The organism is Streptomyces sp. NPDC014894 (genome assembly GCF_043080985.1).
Taxonomy (GTDB): Bacteria; Actinomycetota; Actinomycetes; order Streptomycetales; family Streptomycetaceae; genus Streptomyces.
Window position 1 is genome coordinate 147,194 of sequence record NZ_JBIBWD010000013.1, and the last position, 17,764, is coordinate 164,957.

Consider the following 17,764-nt stretch of genomic DNA (forward strand, 5'->3'; position numbering starts at 1 on the left):
CCGCCGCCGCGCGGACCCGGTGACCGCCGCCCGGCGATCGCCCGCCGCCGCCACGCCCGGTGAACTCCCGCCGCCGCCATGGCCCGGTGACCGCCCGCCGCCACGCCCACCCCTCCCCGCCCGCCGTCGCGGCGCCGATCCGGTGCCGCCCGCCGTCGCCGTGCGCCGACCCGGTGACCGCCCGCCCCCCTCCCGCCCGCCGATCCGGCACACCAAGGAGCCCTGACCGTACGGTGAACATCCAGGCATCCCAGACCACCCCGGCCTTCGAGTGGACCGACCTCGACCGCCGTTCCGTGGACGTCGCGCGCGCCCTGGCCGTCGACGCCGTGGAGCGGGCGGGCCACGGCCACCCCGGCACCGCCATGAGCCTCGCCCCCGCGGCGTATCTGCTCTTCCAGCGGCTGCTGCGACACGACCCCGCCGATCCGCGATGGGCCGGACGCGACCGCTTCGTCCTCTCCTGCGGCCACTCCAGCCTCACCCTCTACACCCAGCTCTTCCTCTCCGGCTACGGACTGGAGCTGGCGGACCTCAAGGCGCTGCGCACCGAGGGCAGCCTCACCCCCGCCCACCCCGAGCACGGCCACACGCCCGGCGTGGAGACCACCACCGGACCGCTCGGACAGGGCCTCGGCAACGCCGTGGGCATGGCGATCGCCGCCCGCCGCGAACGCGGGCTCCTGGACCCCGAAGCGGCCCCCGGCGCCTCCCCGTTCGACCACACCGTCTGGGTCTTCGCCTCCGACGGGGACCTGGAGGAGGGCATCAGCCACGAGGTCAGCTCCCTCGCCGGCCACCAGGGGCTGGGCAATCTCATCGTCCTCTGGGACGACAACCGGATCTCCATCGAGGACGACACCGCCATCGCCGTCTCGGAGGACGTGCTCGGCCGGTACGCCGCGTACGACTGGCACGTCCAGCGTGTGGACTGGACCCGCACCGGCGAGTACCGGGAGGACGTCGAGGCGCTGCACACCGCGCTGACCGAGGCCCGCGCCGAGACCGGCCGCCCCTCCATCATCGCCCTGCGCACCGTCATCGGCTGGCCCGCGCCCACCAAGCAGAACACCGGGAAGGCCCACGGCTCCGCGCTCGGCGCCGCCGAGGCCGCGGCGACCAAGGCCGCCATGGGGCTCGACCCGGAGCAGACCTTCCAGGTCCCGCCCGAGATCCTCCGCCACGCCCGGCGGGTCGGCGAGCGGGGCCGGGCGGACCGCGCGCTCTGGGAGAAGCGCTACCAGGACTGGCGGACCGCCCTGCCCGAACAGGCCGCCCTCCACGACCGGCTGAGCACCCGGCGGCTGCCCGAGGGCTGGACCGAGGCGCTGCCGGACTTCCCCGTCGGCCAGACGATGGCCACCCGCAAGGCGTCGGGCGAGGTGCTCTCCGCGCTGGCCGACGCCCTGCCGGAGCTGTGGGGCGGCTCCGCCGACCTCGCCGAGAGCAACAACACCACCATGCGCGGCGAGCCCTCCTTCGTACCCGAGAAGCACGCCACACAGGCGTTTCCCGGCCATCAGTACGGACGTACGCTCCACTTCGGCATCCGCGAGCACGGCATGGGCGCGATCCTCAACGGCATCGCCCTGCACGGCGGCACCCGGCCCTACGGCGGCACCTTCCTCGTCTTCTCCGACTACATGCGGCCCGCCGTACGGCTCGCGGCCATGATGAAGCTGCCCGTCACCTACGTCTGGACCCACGACTCGATCGGCCTGGGCGAGGACGGCCCCACCCACCAGCCCGTCGAACACCTCTGGTCGCTGCGCGGCATTCCCGGCCTCGACGTCGTCCGCCCGGCCGACGCCCATGAGACCAGCGCCGCCTGGCGCGCCATCCTGGAGCGCACCGACCGGCCCGCCGGACTCTGCCTGACCCGCCAGAACGTCCCGGTGCTGCCCGACCCCGGGGTGGACGCCGTCGCCCGCGGCGGCTACGTCCTCGCCGAGGCCGTGGGCGGCCCCCCGGAGGCGATCGTCCTGGCCACCGGGAGCGAGGTCCACATCGCCCTGGAGGCCCGCGCGATCCTCCAGCGGGAGGGAACGCCCACCCGGGTGGTGTCCCTGCCCTGCCTGGAGTGGTTCGCCGAACAGCGCCAGGAGTACCGCGACGCCGTCCTGCCGCCGAGCGTGCGCGCCCGGGTCTCCGTCGAGGCCGGTTCCGCGCTCGGCTGGTACGCCCTGATCGGGGAGGCGGGCGAGGCCGTCGGCATCGACCAGTTCGGCGCCTCCGCCCCGCTGGACGCGCTCTACCGGCAATTCGGCCTCACCCCCGAGCGGGTGGCCGCCGCCGTCCGCGCCAGTGTGGCCAGAGCGGCGCGCGGGGGCCGGCGATGAGCGGGGCGGGACTGCGCCGGCTCACCGAGTCGGGCGTCAGCCTCTGGCTGGACGACATCAGCCGGTCCCGGATCACCGGCGGCGGCCTGGCCGAACTCGTCCGCACCCGGCGGATCACCGGCGTCACCTCCAACCCCGCCATCTTCGCCCAGGCGCTCGCCGCCGGATCCGACTACGCGGAGCAGCTGCGCGCCCTCGCGTCCCGGGGGGCCGCCGCCGAGGAGGCGGTGTGGGAGCTGATGACCCAGGACATCCGCGGCGCCTGCGACGTGCTGCTGCCGGTGCACGAGCGGACGCGCGGCGCCGACGGACTGGTCTCGATCGAGGTCGATCCCCGGCTCGCCGACGACAGCGCCGCCACGGTCGCCCAGGCCCGGGAGCTGGTCCGCGCCATCGGCCGCCCCAACGTCCTGGTGAAGATCCCCGCCACCGACGCCGGACTGGCCGCCGTCGCCGACTGCCTCGCCGAGGGCATCGGCGTCAACGCCACCCTGATCTTCTCCGCCGAGCGCGCCCGGCTGGCCGCCGAGGCCCATATCGGCGGGCTCGCCCGGGCGGCGGCCGCCGGACGCTCCCTCGCCGGCGCCGAATCCGTCGCCTCCTTCTTCGTCAGCCGTATCGACACCGCCGTCGACGCGCTCCTCGACCGGGACGGCTCCGCCGAGGCCAAGGCCCTGCGCGGCACCGTCGCGCTCGCCGCCGCCCGGCTCGCGCACGAACAGCACACCCGGGCGTACGACGATCCGCGCTGGCCCGCCCTCGAACGCGCGGGCGCCCGGCGCCAGCGGCTGCTGTGGGCCTCCACCGCGGTCAAGAACCCCGCCTACGGCGACACCCGCTACACCGACGGCCTCATCGTCCGGAACACCGTCAACACCATGCCGGAGGCCACCCTGCACGCCGTCGCCGACCACGGCCTTACCCGGGGCCCCGGCTGGGACGAGCGGACCTACGCGCACGCCCGGCATGTCTTCGAGTGCATGAGCTGGTTCAACATCTCCCTCCGCGACATCGCCCTCCATCTGGAGGAGCGCGGGCTCAAACAGTTCACCGCCTCCTGGCACCGGCTTCTGGACACCGTCGCCCCCACCCTCGATGGAGCACCGCGATGACCGCCCCCGCCCTGACCGACATCCCCCTGGTGGCCCGGATCCCGGGCTCCAAGAGCATCACCAACCGCGCCCTTCTGCTGGCCGCCGCGGCCGACGGCGTCAGCTGTCTGCGCGCCCCCCTGGTCAGCGATGACACGGTGGCCTTCCGCGAGGCGCTGACCGCCCTGGGCGTCGGCGTACGGGCCACCCCCCACGACGAGTTCTGGGAGGTCGACGGGGTCGGCCGGGGCCCCTCGGCCGGCAGCGCCGCCGTCTGGTGCGCCGACGCCGGCACCGCCGCCCGGTTCCTGCCGCCCTTCGCCGCCGCGGGCCACGGCTCCTATCTCTTCGACGGCACGGACCAGCTGCGGGCCCGCCCGCTCCGGCCGCTGCTGGAGGCCCTGGCGCGGCTCGGCGCGGTGACGCGCTCCGAGGGCGAGGGCGATCTCCCGCTGCGGATCGAGGCGGCCGGACTCGACGGCGGCGAACTCGCCGTGGACGGCGGGATGAGCAGCCAGTTCCTCTCCGGGCTGCTGATGGCCGCGCCCCTGCTGCGGTCCGATCTGACGGTGACCGTACGGGACCTGGTCAGCCGCCCGTACATCGATATGACGACCGCGCTCATGCGCCGGTTCGGGGCCCGGCTGACCGAGGGCCCCCCGGGCGTCTTCCATCTGTCGGCCGGCGGATACACCGCCGCCGACCTGGTGATCGAGCCCGACGCCTCCACCGCCTCGTACGTCTTCGCGGCCGCCGCCGTCACCGGCCGCACGGTCACCGTGCCCGGCCTCGGCCGGGACAGCCTCCAGGGAGACCTCGGCTTCGTCGAGGTGCTGCGGACCGCGGGCGCCCGGGTGGAGATCGGCGAGCAGAGCACGACGGTCACCGGGACGGGCGGACTGCGCGGCGGCTTCGACGTCGACATGGGAGAGATCTCGGACACCTTCATGACCCTCGCCGCGATCGCGCCGCTCGCCGACGCCCCCATCACCGTCCACGGCATCGCCCACGCCCGGCTCAAGGAGTCCGACCGCATCGAGGCGATGGCCCGCAACCTCGCCGCGTGCGGGGTGCGCACCGAGAGCGGCCCGGACCGGATCACCGTCCACCCGGGCCGGGTGCGCCCCGCGCGGATCGCCTGCCACCGCGACCACCGCATCGCCATGGCCTTCTCGGTGCTGGGACTCGCCGCGCCGGGACTGACCTTCGACGACCCGGCCTGTGTGGCGAAGACCTTCCCCGGCTTCCACGCGGAGCTTCGCCGCCTGTTCCCGGAGCACGCCCCGGCCGCGGACCCGCGGACCGCCGCCCCCTGACCCGTACGCCGGTTCACACGTCCGTTCACCCGAAGACACGTCATACGAGGATGGAAGAGACCATGCGCACACTCGTCGCCGGCGGTGGGATCGGCGGGCTGGCCACAGCGATCGCCCTCGCCGCCCAGGGACACCGGGTCACCGTGCTGGAACGCCACGACACCTTCGCCGAGTTCGGCGCGGGCATCCAGCTGGGGCCCAACGCGTTCCACGCGCTCGACCGGCTCGGCGCGGGCGAGGCGGTGCGCGACCGGGCCGTCTTCATCGACGAGCTGCGGTTCATGGACGCGACCACCGGCCGGCAGGTGGTGCGGATGCCGCTCACCGGGGCCTACCGGGAGCGATTCGCCAATCCGTACGCGGTGGTCCACCGCGGCGATCTCTATCAGCCGCTGCTCGACGCCTGCCGCGCGGCGGACGGCATCGAGCTGGCCCCCGGCCAGTCGGTGGTCCGCTACGACCAGACCGAGGACGAGGTCACCGCGTACACGGCCCTCGGCGACCGCTTCACCGCGGACGCGCTGATCGGCGCCGACGGCATCCGCTCGGCGGTCCGCCGTCAGCTCGTGGGCGACGGGGAGCCCCGGGTCTCGGGCCACACCATCTACCGGTCGGTCATTCCCATGGAACGGGTCCCCGAGGAGCTGCGCTGGAACAGCGTCACCCTCTGGGCCGGGCCCAAGTGGCACTTCGTGCACTACCCCATCGGCGGCGGGGAGTTCCTGAATCTGGCCGCCACCCGCGACGACGGCGCGCTGGAGGCCGTCGCCGGACTGCCCGCCGAACGGGACCATGTGATCGGCGAGTTCCCCGACATCGGCGACGCGGCCCGCCGGCTGCTGGAGCTGGGCGAGGAGTGGAAGACCTGGGTGCTCTGCGACCGCGACCCCGTCGACGTCTGGACGGACGGGCGGGTGGCGCTGCTGGGCGACGCCGCGCACCCGATGCTCCAGTACGCGGCCCAGGGCGCGTGCATGGCCCTGGAGGACGCGGTCGTCATCGGCGACCTCCTCGTCGGCGACGGCGCGGACGTCGTGCCGAGGCTGGAGAAGTACAACGCCCAGCGGCGCGACCGCACCGCCCGGACCCAGCTGATCGCCCGGGAGATGGGCTCCCAGCTCTACCACCCCGCCGGAGCGGCCGCCGCCGCCCGAAACGACATGCTGTCCTCGCTCACCGCCGAGGACCTCTACGACAAGGTGTCCTGGCTGCACGGGGCACGCGAATCCATCGAGGGAGAAGTCCGTTGAGCAGGTTGCGCTGGCTGACGGCGGGGGAGTCCCACGGACCCGCACTGGTGGCGACGGTGGAGGGCCTGCCCGCGGGCATCCCGATCACCACCGAGACGGTGGCGGACCACCTCGCGCGGCGTCGGCTCGGCTACGGGCGGGGCGCGCGGATGAAGTTCGAGCGCGACGAGGTGACCTTCATCGGCGGCGTACGCCACGGCCTGACCATGGGGTCCCCGGTGGCGGTCATGGTCGGCAACACCGAGTGGCCGAAGTGGGAGAAGATCATGGCCGCCGATCCGGTGGACCCCGGTGAGCTGGCGGCGCTCGCGCGCAACGCCCCGCTCACCCGGCCCCGGCCCGGCCACGCCGACCTCGCCGGGATGCAGAAGTACGCCCTGGAGGAGGCCCGTCCGGTCCTGGAGCGCGCCAGCGCCCGGGAGACCGCGGCCCGGGTCGCGCTCGGCGCGGTCGCCCGCTCCTACCTCAAGGAGACGGCCGGCATCGAGATCGTCTCCCATGTGGTGGAGCTGGCCGGGGCGAAGGCCCCCTACGGCCTTCTGCCCACCCCCGCCGATGTGGCGCGGCTGGACGAGGATCCGGTGCGCTGCCTCGACGCGGACGCCTCGAAGGCGATGGTCGCGGAGATCGACCAGGCCCACAAGGACGGCGACACCCTCGGCGGTGTGGTCGAGGTCGTCGCCCATGGCGTCCCGGTCGGCCTCGGCTCGCACGTCCACTGGGACCGCAGGCTCGACGCCCGCCTCGCCGCCGCCCTCATGGGCATCCAGGCCATCAAGGGCGTCGAGGTCGGCGACGGCTTCGAGCTGGCCCGCGTCCCCGGCTCCCGGGCGCACGACGAGATCGTCGCCACCGACGACGGACTGCGCCGCACCTCCGGCCGCTCCGGCGGCACCGAGGGCGGCATGTCCACCGGCGAGCTGCTGCGCGTGCGCGCCGCGATGAAGCCCATCGCGACCGTGCCCAAGGCGCTGAGGACGGTGGACGTGGCGACGGGGGAGCAGGCCGCCGCGCACCACCAGCGCTCGGACGTGTGCGCGGTGCCCGCCGCCGGCATCGTCGCGGAGGCCATGGTCGCCCTGGTGCTCGCCGACGCCGTCGCCGAGAAGTTCGGCGGCGACAGCGTCACCGAGACCCGCCGCAATGTCACCTCGTACCTCGGCAGTCTCTGGCCCGTCTAGAGAGTGCCGGAATCCCGGCCCCCGCGCCCCCCCGGGCCGGCGGCCGGACCGTCCCCCGGCGTCGCCGCACCCCCCCGGCGGCCGTCGCCGGGAGCCGCGCACCGGCGGCGGGAGGGGCTCCGTCAGGGCCGCCCCCATCCTCCCGCCGCCGAGGCGTCCCCCGGACCCCACGGCCTCGTACGAACGGCCGGAAATCGTCCTGACGTTCCCCTCGCCGATGATCAAGCGGATAGCCTGCGGCGGCTTTTCTGATTGATCATCAGTGTGAGGGGACTTCTGGATGAACCGCGTCACCACCGTGCTCGCCGCGCTCGGCGTCACCGCCGGCCTGATGACGGCGCCCGCCGCCGCCAGTGCCGCCCCGCGGCCGGGGGACGACCGCCCCGCCGCCTCCGCCCGGCCCGAGCCCTGCACCGGGAAGTTCCGCGACGACGCCCGCCTCGGCCCGAAGTGGCTCCCGAAGAAGCGGGTCGCGCCCGTCGGCCCGCTGCTCAAGGGCTATCAGCGCACCGGCGATCTGCGGCCCGCGGCCTTCCTCAAGAAGTACTGGGAGGGCCCCGCGGACACCGGCAGCTGGAAGTACCCGCCCAACGACGGCTTCGCCGAGGTCAACGGCGAAATCGACAAGGAGCCCACCAAGCTCCGCCCCGGCCAGCGGCTGGACCGCTTCGGCTCCGAGTACGGCGGCTATCTCGCCCCCGCCGGCGACTCCTACGCCGAGCGCGCGCTGCCCCCGCAGAACCTGAACACCCGCGACGCCGCCGTCGCCTGCGACTACCGCGTCTACAAGGTCGCCAAGCCGTTCTGGGTCTGGCAGGGCGGTATCGCCCCCTGGTTCGAGCAGCCCGGCGGCGGTCAGCAGATCAAGCTCGACCCGGTCTTCCTCGACCCGGGCGAGGGCCTGCGGCTCAATGTGAAGTGGCTGCTGGACCGCGGCTACCTCACGCCCGTCGCGTCGTAACCCCCGCCGTGGACCGCCACGAAGCACGGGCCGCGCTGATCGCGGCGGGCGTGGCCGACGGCCACTACCGCATCGAGGGGGTCCACGAGCCCGTCCCCACGCCTCCCGACTTCCTCTATCTGCGGAGGACGCCGGACGGGGCGTGGGAGACCGGGGCGTACGAACGGGGCGTCCGCCATCCGATCACCCGGCACTCCGACGAGAGCCCCGCCTGCGCCCAGCTGCTGCGGCTGCTCCTCTGAGCCGCCGAATCGCGGGGGCGGGCGCCCGGCCGTGGCGGGCACGTCGATCACAGCGGCCACAGCGGCGTCAGTGGTCCCGGTAGACACAGCGGGTCCTGGCAGACACGGCGGTCCCGGCGGGCACCATGGTCCCCGCCGGTCCGTTGGCCCTCCGGTGGACCAGGATTCCCCCGCAAGACTGTGCCAATGGCCCAGCGCGACCGACACCTCTTGAGCCATTGCCCCCTCGGATGCTTTTCTGTGCGTATCCATGCACAGATCGGCGCCGCGCAGCGCCGGACGGCGACGAGGCCGTTCCCGGAGCGCGGCGCCTTCGTCGTGCCGTCGGCGCCCGCCACCCCCGGGCCGCCCGCGGACGGCGAGCGGCGAGACAAGGGGGCGGCCGACCGCCGTGAAGAGGATGTTCACAGCTCCGGACCCGGGGCGGCTCAGGCTCAGGAACGCGACCAGGGCCGTCGCCGGCGTCGGCCTCGCCGTCGCCGCCGCGGAGACCGCCGGTCTCTCCCTCACCGCCTCCATCACCGGAGGACTCGCGGCCCTGCTCGCCCTCTTCACCGTCACCGACGCCACCGTGCGCGCCCAGGCGGTCACCACCGCCCTGCTCCCGGCCGCCGGACTCCCCGTCCTGGCGCTCGCCGCCACCCTGCACGGCGTACCCCTGGTCCGCGACACGGTCATCCTGCTCATCGTCTTCGCGGGCGTCTACGCCCGCCGCTGGGGCCCGCGCGGCCACGCCCTCGGCATCTTCGCGTTCATGATGTGCTTCGTCACCCAGTTCCTGCACGCCGTACCGGCCCAGCTGCCCGAGCTGTGCGCCGCCGGCGGTCTGGCGCTCGCCGCCGCCGCCCTGGTGCGCTTCGTGCTCTGGCCCATCGAACGAGCCGCCCCGCCCGCCCCCGTGCCGCCGCCGCTCCCCGGCACGGGCCTCGCCCGCCCCACCACCCGCCAGGCCTTCCAGACCACCGCCGCCTGCGCCCTCGCCCTCGCGCTCGGCCAGCTGCTCTCCGACGAGCGCTGGTACTGGGCCGTCGGCACCGCCTGGTGGATCTTCGTGAACACCGTGTCGCGCGGCGAGACGCTGATCCGCGGCTTCCGCCGGGTGCTCGGCACGGTCGTCGGCGTCGTCGTCGGCGTGCTGATCGCCATCCCGCTCCAGGGCGACCCCGCGCCCACCGCCGCCCTGGTCGCCCTCTGCGTCTTCGGGATCTTCTACACGGCCGCCGTCTCCTACAGCTGGATGGTGGTGGCGGTGACGCTGATGGCGGGGCTGCTCTACGGACTGCTCGGCGTGCTCGACCCCGGGCTGCTGGTGCTGCGCCTCCAGGAGACGGCGATCGGCGCGGCGGGCGCGGCGCTGGCCGTGATCCTGGTGCTGCCGGTCACCACCCACGCCACCAACGACGTATGGATCCAGCGCGCGCTGCGCTGTGTCCGGGCCTCCGCCGCGGCCTCGCTCAAGCGGCTGTCGGGCGACGCCGGGGCCGACCCCGCCCCGCACATCGCCGAACTGGAACTCCTGCTGGGCCGGGTGCGGCTCTCGCTCGCCCCGCTGGTCCATCCGCTCAGCCCCTACCGGGCCCGGAAGGCCCGCGCCCGCCGGGTGCTCGCCCTCCTCGACGAATGCGCCCGTGAGCTGCGCGGACTCGTCGCCGTGGCCGCGGTCCCCGAGACGGGTCACGACACCCGTCTCACGGCGGCCTGGGAGCGCGTCGAGACGGCGGTGGAGGCCCTGACCTCCCCCGGCACGGGACCGGCCCGGCGGTCGCCCGCGAGCGCCGTCCCGCACCCCGCCCCGGCCGCCGACGGGCCCGCGCTCACCCACGTACGCGGTCTGGAACGGCTGCTGTCCGAGCTGATCGAGCCCCTGCGCACCCCGCCGACCGCGCCCCTCGCCGGTTCCTGAGCCGTACGCCCCGCACCCCCGCACGACGATCCCGGACGGCCCCCGAGGGCGGTCGCGGGCACAGCGGTCCGGACCGAGTGGAGACACTTGGTCTAGACCGCTGCTACCGTACGCCGGGCCATCGAACGATCAGTGAGGGGAAACACTGTGGGCGACAACAGCACCGGGCGTGCATTCATCGGGTCGTTCACCTCGGCCGGCGGGCGCGGTGTCATCGCGGCCGACGTCGACGGGGAGACCGGTGCGCTGACCGAGACGGGGGCCGCCGACGCCGTCGCCGATCCCTCCTTCCTCGCCGTCGCCGCCGACGGGGGACCGGTGCTCTACGCCGTCTCCGAGACCTCGGAGGGCGCGGTCGCCGCCTTCGACGTCCAGGGCCCGGCCCCCCGCCCGATCGGCGCCCGGACGCCGGTGTGCGGCGCGAGCCCCACCCATCTCGCGGTCGCCGGCGGCCATCTGCTGACCGCGAACTACGGCTCCGGCAGCGTCAGCGTGCTTCCCCTGGGCAAGGACGGCGAACCCGCCCCGGTCAGCGCCGTCCTCCAGCACGAGGGATCCGGCCCGAACCCTGACCGCCAGCTCGGCCCCCACGCCCACCAGGTGCTGCCCGACCCGAGCGGGCGGTGGGTGCTCGCGGTGGACCTCGGCACCGACTCCGTGCACGTCAGCGTCCTCGACACCGCGAGCGGCGAGCTGACCCGGCACGGCGAGACCGCCCTGCGCCCGGGCGTCGGGCCGCGCCATCTGGCCTTCCACCCGTCCGGCGCGCACGCCTATGTGCTCAACGAGCTGGAGCCGACGCTCACCGTCTGCCGCTGGGACGCGGAGCGGGGCCTGCTGGAGCCGGTCGACGAGGTTCCGGTGCTGCCGGACGGGGCGGACGGACCCGCCTACCCCTCCGAGGTCGTCGTCTCGGCCGACGGCCGCTGGCTGTGGGCCGCCAACCGGGGCCACGACAGCATCGCGGTGCTCGCCCTGGACGAGACCGGCGAACGCGCCGAGCTGATCACCACCGTGCCGTGCGGCGGGCACTGGCCGCGCGATCTGACCCTGGACCCGACGGGCCGCAGACTCTACGCGGCCAACGAGCGCTCCGGGGACGTCACCTGGTTCGACGTCGACCCGGCGACCGGTGTGCCGCGCAGGGCGGGCTCCCTGGCCGCCCCCGCGGCCTCCTGCGTGGTCTTCCTCTGAGGAATCCCGGACCGCCGGGGACTCCCGGGGCCTCGCCCGGATCCCGCGGACCTCTCGCGAGACGGCCCGGACGTACCGGGCGTCCGCGCCTGCCCGGACGTGCCGGGGCGGGTCCGCGCCTGCCCGGCGCGGACCCGCCCCGTACCCCGCTCCCAGGGCCTTCCCGGCCTCAGCGCACCGGCGCGCCCTGCGGCTGCGGGGAGATGCCCAGCGTGGTCGTGTACTGCGACAGCACCAGCTTGCCGATCGCCGGGTACGCCCCCAGCGCCTCGGCGGCCGAGCAGCCCGCGTCCTTGACCGCCGCCTCCAGCAGACCGTCCGGCAGCTCGGGACCCACCAGATACGGAGCCAGCGCCAGCTGCGTCGAACCGGAGGCGCGCAGCTGGTCGGCGACCGCCTCGACCGAGCCCTCGCCGTCCAGCGCGGCGGCCATCACGGGCACCGCCAGCCGGGCCGCCAGCAGCATGCCGGTGATCCCGGCCGCCTTGACGGCCTCCTCGCCGCCGACCGTCGCCAGGATGATCCCGTCGGCGGCCGTGGCCACCGTGAAGAGCCTGGCCCGGTCCGCCCGCGCCAGCCCGGCCTCCGACAGCCGTACGTGCACGGCCTCGGCGAGCAGCGGGTGAGGGCCGAGGACGTCGGTCAGCTCGGCCGAGGCCCCGCTCTCCATGACGCCCTGGCGGACCTGCCGCATCAGCACGCTGTCGGGACCCGCGAGCAGCGGCACCACGACCGCCGCCGGGCCCTCGGGCTCGGCGACCTCACGGCCCGCCGCCCGGGCGATCTCGTACCGCTCGGTGCGCCGGGCGGCGGTGTGCGCGAGGACGTACTGCAGTGTCGGGTACTCGGCGTCGTCGCCGTCCAGATACCCGATGCCGACATCGAGGCCCGGCAGTTCGGACCGCGCGATGCTTATGGTCTCTTCGGCCAGGCTGCGGGACGCGGGCGTGGGCACGCCGGGAACGGCGAGGACCAGCGCGGGCGCGCCCTCGGGGGCGGCCACGGGTTCCGGGCGGCGGTGCCGACCGGACTGACGGGGTCGCGGCATTCGTACAGGCAGGCCGGACGCGGGCCCAGTGGGGGAGCTCATGGCGCCGCATGCTACTGGCTTTGAGGGCGCCACCGTTCGGGGAGGGGGTGGTCAAGTGTCATCTGTCCGTATTTATCCGATGGATATCGTCTGTCTGGGTACTCTGCTCCTCATCGTCTTATCTGCCCCGCTCTGGTGCCACATGAAGCAGCGTCGGATGGCGCGGCAGCGTCAGCGCGTCCGCCGCGAGCGCCGCCGCCAGCGCCACCGAACCGTCCAGCGGCTCCCCGGCGGCGGCCACCGCCCGGGCCCCGGGCAGCCGCGCCGACAGCTCCGCGCGCAACGGCACGAGCAGCGGATCGCCCATCCGGAACAGACCGCCCGTCAGCGCGACGTCACCCGTCCGTCCGTCCTCGCCGGCGGGCGGGCACACCGCGGCGGCCGACACCGCGATATGACGGGCGGCCAGCGCGAGGACGCCCGCCGCCCGCTCGTCGCCGGCCTCGGCGCACCGGCCGACCTCCGGCGCGAACGAGGCCAGCACGGCGGGCCGGTCGGTCCGCGGATAGATCTTTCCGGGCAGCTCCCGGGCGGGGCCGAACATCTCCTCGGCGGCCGTCAGCAGCGCGGCCGAGCCGCCTTCGCGCCCGTCGTGGGCGCGGAGCGCCGCGTCCAGACCTGCCTGGCCGATCCAGGCGCCGCCGCCGAGGTCGCCGAGGAGATGGCCCCAGCCGTCGGCCCGCCGCCAGCCGGTCAGATCCGTGCCCAGCGCCACCATCCCGGTGCCCGCGGCCACCACCGTGCCCGGGCGCTGGCCGAGCGCGCCCGCGTACGCGGTCACCGCGTCCGTGGCGAGCGCGAGCCGCCGTACCCCGAGCGCCCCGGCGAGCGCCCCGGGCAGCTCGGCCCGCAGCGCGCCGCCGAGGGTCGCCATACCGGCCGCGCCGATCGCGGCGGCCGCGACGGCGCCGCCGCCGGCCGCGCTCAGCAGCGTCCGCGCCATCGGCACCAGCCGCTCCAGCAGATGGTCCGCGTCGATGCCGGCGGGCCCGGTGCGCACCGGCTCGCGGGACCGCAGGCTCTCGGCGCGGGCGGGATCCGACGGGTCGGCGAGCCGGACCCGCAGCCCCGAGCCCCCGGAGTCGACTCCGAGGACCCAGGCGGTGGTCATGGCAGCCGCCACTCGACGGGCCGCGCGCCCTGGCGTTCGAGCAGTTCGTTGGCGCGGCTGAAGGGGCGCGAGCCGAAGAAGCCCCGGTCGGCCGACATGGGGGAGGGGTGCGCGGACTCGATCGCCGGCAGCTCGCCGAGGAGCGGCCGCAGATTGCGGGCGTCCCGCCCCCACAACACCGACACCAGGGGCTTCCCCCGGGCGGCCAGGGCCCGGATCGCCTGCTCGGTCACCTCTTCCCACCCCTTGCCGCGGTGCGCCGCCGGCTTGCGCGGGGCCGTGGTGAGCGCCCTGTTCAGCAGCAGTACGCCCTGCTGGGTCCAGGGGGTCAGATCGCCGTTGGACGGCCGGGGGTGGCCCAGGTCCGCGTGCATCTCCCGGAAGATGTTGTCCAGGCTGCCGGGCACCGGCCGCACCTCGGGGGCGACCGAGAAGCTCAGGCCCACCGCGTGGCCCGGCGTCGGATAGGGGTCCTGACCGACGATCAGGACGCGCACATCGTCGAACGGCTGCTGGAAGGCCCGCAGCACATGAGCCCCGGCGGGCAGATAGGTCCGTCCCGCCGCGATCTCGGCGCGCAGGAAGTCCCCCATGGCGGCGATGCGTTCGGCGACCGGCTCCAGGGCGTCCGCCCAGCCCGGCTCGATGATTTCCTTCAAAGGTCGTCGCGCTGTCACGAAGCGTCACTCTACTGGGGCAACGCGACGCCTCCGTACGCCCGCTCCCGGCCGGGTCCGCGACCGGCCCCGGCCGGGGAGCCGGGTCAGACCGAGCGGAGGTACTGCGGCGGGACCGGGACCCGTGCCTCCAGCTCACGGGCGGCGTGCCGGGGCCAGAAGGGGTCGCGCAGCAGGGCCCGGCCGAGCAGCACCGCGTCCGCCTCGCCGCCGGCGACGATCTTCTCCGCCTGCCGGGTCTCCGTGATCAGACCGACGGCCGCGACCGCGAGCCCGGTCTCGGCGCGCACCCGCGCGGCGAACGGCACCTGATAGCCGGGGCCGGTCGGGATGCGCACCCGGGGCGCGTTGCCGCCGGTGGAGACGTCCAGGAGGTCGACGCCGTGCTCCTTGAGCAGCCGGGCCAGACGCACCGTGTCGTCGCCGGTCCACCCCTCCTCCCCGAGCCAGTCGGTGGCCGAGACCCGGAAGAACAGCGGCAGTTCCTCGGGCCACTCCGCGCGCACGGCGTCGACCACCTCCAGGGCGAAGCGCGCCCGGTTCTCGAACGAGCCGCCGTACGCGTCCGTCCGGCGGTTGCTGTGCGGGGAGAGGAACTCGCCGATCAGATAGCCGTGCGCGCCGTGGATCTCGGCCACCCGGAAGCCCGCGTCCAGCGCCCGGCGCGCCGCGCGGGCGAACTGGCCGACGATCTCCCGTATCTGGTCCCCGGTCAGCTCGTCGGGGACCGGATGGCCCTCGTCGAAGGGGACCGGGCTGGGGGCGACCGGCTGCCAGCCGTGCTCCCCCGGGGCCACCGGGGCGCCCCCCTTCCAGGGCCGGTCGGTGGACGCCTTCCGTCCGGCGTGCCCCAGCTGGACGCCCGGGACGGCGCCCTGTTCGGTGAGGAACCGGGTGATCCGGCGGAACGCCGTGACCTGCGCGTCGTTCCAGAGGCCGAGGTCCGCGGGGCTGATCCGGCCCTCCGGGGACACCGCGGTCGCCTCGACCAGGATCAGCCCGGCGCCGCCGGTGGCCCGGGCCGCGTAGTGGGCGAAGTGCCAGTCGTGGGGCACCCCCGCGTTCGGGCCCGCCATCTCGGCCGAGTACTGGCACATCGGGGCCATCCACACCCGGTTGGGGATCGTCAGGGATCGCAGGGTGACGGGCTGGAAGAGTGCGTTCACGGCGGGGCTCCTGAGGACGGCCGGCGGCGGGGCGCGGACGGTGGGCCGTACGGCCGGGCCGACCGCACAGCTACTACGATAGACCTCGTAGTACGCGCTCTGTCAAACTACGAGGAGTCTCGTACGATAGAGGAGTCGAGGCCCGCCGGCCCGAACCGAAGAAAGTGGAGCTGCTGTGGAATCCGCGTCCAACCCCCGTGAACTCGCCCATCCCGCACCGGAGGAGATCCGCCTGGAGGACGTGCTGCACGCGCTCGCCGACCCCATGCGGCTGCGGGTGGTGCACACCCTGGCGCGCTCCACCGAGGAGCTGTCCTGTTCCTACTTCGATCTCCCGGTGACCAAATCGACCTCCACCCACCACTTCCGCGTCCTGCGCGAGAGCGGCGTGATCCGGCAGGTCTACCGGGGCACCTCGAAGATGAACGGGCTGCGCCGCGACGAGCTGGAGGCGCTCTTCCCCGGCCTGCTCGACAGCGTCCTCGTCGCCATGGCCCGCCGGAGCGGGACCCCGCAGGGCGCGCCGTCCGCACCCCGGCGCGGCTGACCCGGAGCGCACGTCCTTCGCGCATCGGCACGGCTGACCCGGAGCGTACGTCCTTCGCACCCCGTCACGGTTGGCCCCGGAGCGTATACGCCGCCTCCCCGGCCGCCCGGGCGCGCGCCCCGGTCGCCCGACCGCCGGGCCTGAACATCCGCCCCCCGGGGCCCGGGCGTCGAGCCCTCGCGCCCCGGACTGCCGCGCCCGCGCCGCCCGCGCCCCGGCGCGGCCGGACCCGGGCCGGGGGAGACCGCACCCCGGCGTACGCCGGACCGTCTTCACCGGCGCCCGGCCGCCGCCAGCAGACCCTCCCAGTCGGCGATCTTCACCGACGGCCGGCCCAGCGCCCCGCCGAGCGCCGCCTCCGCCGCCTCGATCGCCCGCCAGCCCGACCAGCGCACCGGCCGGCGTCCCGCCGAGCCCAGCTCCGCCGCCGGATCCCCGGCCGCCACCGGCCGCCGCGCCAGCTCCGCCGCGTCCTCCAGCAGCGACGCCGCCGTCTCCCGGGCGCAGGGCCGATTGGTGCCGATCACCCCGGTCGGACCCCGCTTGATCCATCCGGCCACATACTCCCCGGCCGAGGGGGAGCCGTCCCGCAGCACCCGCCCCGCCGCGTTCGGCACCGTGCCCCGCCGCTCGTCGAAGGGCAGCCCGGGCAGCGGCGCTCCCCGATAGCCGACCGCCCGCAGCACGAGCCCCGCCTCGATCTCCTCGTACACCCCCGTCCCGCGCACCCCTCCCGCGCCGTCGGGCGCGGTCCGCTCGAACCGTACGGCCGCCACCCGGCCGTCCCGCTCCAGCAGCTCCACCGGGCGCAGGAAGAACCGCAGCCGGACCCGCCGCTCCCGGCCGCCCGGGGGCAGCTCCGCCCAGCCCCGCAGGACCTCCAGATTGCGCCGGGCGGCCGCGGGCAGAGAGGCGGCCGCCCCCGGGTCGGCGTACGCCGGATCCCGTGCCAGTTCGCGGGGATCGACCACCGGGTCCGCGGCGGGCAGCGAGCCCAGCTCGCGCAGCTCCTTGGTGGTGAACTTCGCCAGGGACGGGCCGCGCCGCGCCGCCATGTGCACCTCGCGCACCCGGCTCAGCCCCAGCGCGCCGAGCGCGCCCTCGGGCACGTCGGTCGGGCGCAGCTCCGCCGCCCGCCGGGCCAGCATCCGGGCCACGTCCACCGCGACATTGCCCGCGCCGATCACCACGGCCGAGCGGGCGGAGAGCGGGAAGCCGAGGTCCGCCGCGTCCGGGTGCGCGCTGTACCAGGCGACGAAGTCGGTGGCGGAGCAGCTGCCCGGCAGATCCTCGCCGGGGACGCCGAGCCCGCGGTCCCGGGCGGCCCCCACGCAGTACACCACCGCGTGGTACAGCTCCAGCAGCCGTTCGGGGCCCAGGCCGTCCGCGCCGACCTCGACATTGCCGAGGAACTCGATCCGCTCGTGCTCCAGCACCCCGCGCAGATTCCCCTGGAGCGACTTGATCTTCTCGTGGTCGGGCGCGACCCCGTAGCGGACCAGCCCGTACGGACAGGGGAGCCGGTCCAGCACCTGGACCCGGACGTCCGGGACCGCGCTCTGGCCGACCAGCTCCTGCGCGGTGTAGACCCCGCTGGGGCCGGATCCGACGACGGCGACGCGCAGCACGGGCGCTCCTTCCCGCGAGAGGACTCCAGCATCCCACCCGAGCGACAGTTCGGAGGGATATTCGCAGA

The 17,764-nt window shown here is 75.1% G+C and carries 15 protein-coding genes; 10 read left to right on the top strand and 5 right to left on the bottom strand.

Features of this window, described 5'->3' with window-relative positions:
- The first annotated feature begins 233 nt into the window (after positions 1-233).
- From tkt to ACF089_RS28170, 9 genes are all read left to right on the top strand, one after another.
- A complete protein-coding gene (gene tkt, locus ACF089_RS28130) occupies positions 234-2,339 on the top strand; it encodes a transketolase (RefSeq protein WP_392032237.1) in 2,106 nt (701 codons plus the stop codon).
- The gene (gene tal, locus ACF089_RS28135) at positions 2,336-3,451 is read left to right on the top strand and encodes a transaldolase (protein WP_392032240.1); all 1,116 of its coding nucleotides are present in this window, start codon (positions 2,336-2,338) and stop codon (positions 3,449-3,451) included. The genes tkt and tal overlap by 4 nt, the downstream gene beginning before the upstream one ends.
- Entirely contained in the window at positions 3,448-4,746 is a 1,299-nt protein-coding gene (gene aroA / locus ACF089_RS28140) for a 3-phosphoshikimate 1-carboxyvinyltransferase (RefSeq protein WP_392032243.1), read from the top strand. Before tal ends, aroA begins: the two co-directional genes overlap by 4 nt.
- A 62-nt stretch (positions 4,747-4,808) precedes the next feature.
- Positions 4,809-5,996, top strand: a complete 1,188-nt coding sequence (locus tag ACF089_RS28145; protein WP_392032246.1) for a 3-hydroxybenzoate 6-monooxygenase — start codon at positions 4,809-4,811, stop codon at positions 5,994-5,996.
- Positions 5,993-7,177 carry a chorismate synthase gene (gene aroC / locus ACF089_RS28150; protein WP_392032249.1) on the top strand — a complete coding sequence of 395 codons (1,185 nt, stop codon included), beginning with the start codon at positions 5,993-5,995 and terminating at the stop codon, positions 7,175-7,177. The genes ACF089_RS28145 and aroC overlap by 4 nt, the downstream gene beginning before the upstream one ends.
- Positions 7,178-7,457: 280 nt before the next feature.
- Entirely contained in the window at positions 7,458-8,138 is a 681-nt protein-coding gene (locus ACF089_RS28155) for a TNT domain-containing protein (RefSeq protein WP_392032252.1), read from the top strand.
- 8 nt (positions 8,139-8,146) lie between these two features.
- Entirely contained in the window at positions 8,147-8,380 is a 234-nt protein-coding gene (locus ACF089_RS28160; RefSeq protein WP_392032255.1) for a hypothetical protein, read from the top strand.
- Between the two features lie 400 nt (positions 8,381-8,780).
- Complete coding sequence (locus ACF089_RS28165; RefSeq protein ID WP_392032258.1) at positions 8,781-10,283, top strand: FUSC family protein; 1,503 nt, start codon at positions 8,781-8,783, stop codon at positions 10,281-10,283.
- A gap of 147 nt (positions 10,284-10,430) precedes the next feature.
- Positions 10,431-11,477, top strand: coding sequence for a lactonase family protein (locus ACF089_RS28170; RefSeq protein WP_392032260.1), 1,047 nt, complete (start codon positions 10,431-10,433; stop codon positions 11,475-11,477).
- Between the two features lie 169 nt (positions 11,478-11,646).
- On the opposite strand, the gene ACF089_RS28175 is transcribed toward ACF089_RS28170, so the two are convergent.
- From ACF089_RS28175 to ACF089_RS28190, 4 genes are all read right to left on the bottom strand, one after another.
- Positions 11,647-12,567 (bottom strand): sirohydrochlorin chelatase, encoded by a 921-nt coding sequence (locus tag ACF089_RS28175; RefSeq protein WP_392032262.1) that lies wholly within the window; start codon positions 12,565-12,567, stop codon positions 11,647-11,649.
- A 118-nt stretch (positions 12,568-12,685) separates the two neighbouring features.
- Positions 12,686-13,678, bottom strand: a complete 993-nt coding sequence (locus tag ACF089_RS28180) for a BadF/BadG/BcrA/BcrD ATPase family protein (RefSeq protein ID WP_392032265.1) — start codon at positions 13,676-13,678, stop codon at positions 12,686-12,688.
- Complete coding sequence (locus ACF089_RS28185) at positions 13,675-14,355, bottom strand: uracil-DNA glycosylase (RefSeq protein ID WP_392032268.1); 681 nt, start codon at positions 14,353-14,355, stop codon at positions 13,675-13,677. Before ACF089_RS28185 ends, ACF089_RS28180 begins: the two co-directional genes overlap by 4 nt.
- 86 nt (positions 14,356-14,441) lie before the next feature.
- Positions 14,442-15,521 (bottom strand): NADH:flavin oxidoreductase/NADH oxidase, encoded by a 1,080-nt coding sequence (locus ACF089_RS28190; RefSeq protein WP_392032271.1) that lies wholly within the window; start codon positions 15,519-15,521, stop codon positions 14,442-14,444.
- A gap of 175 nt (positions 15,522-15,696) precedes the next feature.
- On the opposite strand from ACF089_RS28190, the gene ACF089_RS28195 reads away from it, so the two are divergent.
- Positions 15,697-16,068, top strand: a complete 372-nt coding sequence (locus ACF089_RS28195; protein ID WP_392032274.1) for an ArsR/SmtB family transcription factor — start codon at positions 15,697-15,699, stop codon at positions 16,066-16,068.
- Positions 16,069-16,340: 272 nt separating this feature from the next.
- Here ACF089_RS28195 and ACF089_RS28200 read toward each other — a convergent pair whose 3' ends face one another.
- Complete coding sequence (locus ACF089_RS28200) at positions 16,341-17,696, bottom strand: FAD-dependent oxidoreductase (RefSeq protein WP_392032277.1); 1,356 nt, start codon at positions 17,694-17,696, stop codon at positions 16,341-16,343.
- Positions 17,697-17,764 lie beyond the last annotated feature (68 nt).

Coding starts and splice junctions, on each gene's coding strand:
- tal (WP_392032240.1), top strand. CDS start 2,336: ATGAGCGGGGCGGGACTGCGCCGGCTCACCGAGTCGGGCGTCAGCCTC.
- aroA (WP_392032243.1), top strand. CDS start 3,448: ATGACCGCCCCCGCCCTGACCGACATCCCCCTGGTGGCCCGGATCCCG.
- ACF089_RS28145 (WP_392032246.1), top strand. CDS start 4,809: ATGCGCACACTCGTCGCCGGCGGTGGGATCGGCGGGCTGGCCACAGCG.
- ACF089_RS28155 (WP_392032252.1), top strand. CDS start 7,458: ATGAACCGCGTCACCACCGTGCTCGCCGCGCTCGGCGTCACCGCCGGC.
- ACF089_RS28165 (WP_392032258.1), top strand. CDS start 8,781: ATGTTCACAGCTCCGGACCCGGGGCGGCTCAGGCTCAGGAACGCGACC.
- ACF089_RS28175 (WP_392032262.1), bottom strand. CDS start 12,567: ATGAGCTCCCCCACTGGGCCCGCGTCCGGCCTGCCTGTACGAATGCCG.
- ACF089_RS28180 (WP_392032265.1), bottom strand. CDS start 13,678: ATGACCACCGCCTGGGTCCTCGGAGTCGACTCCGGGGGCTCGGGGCTG.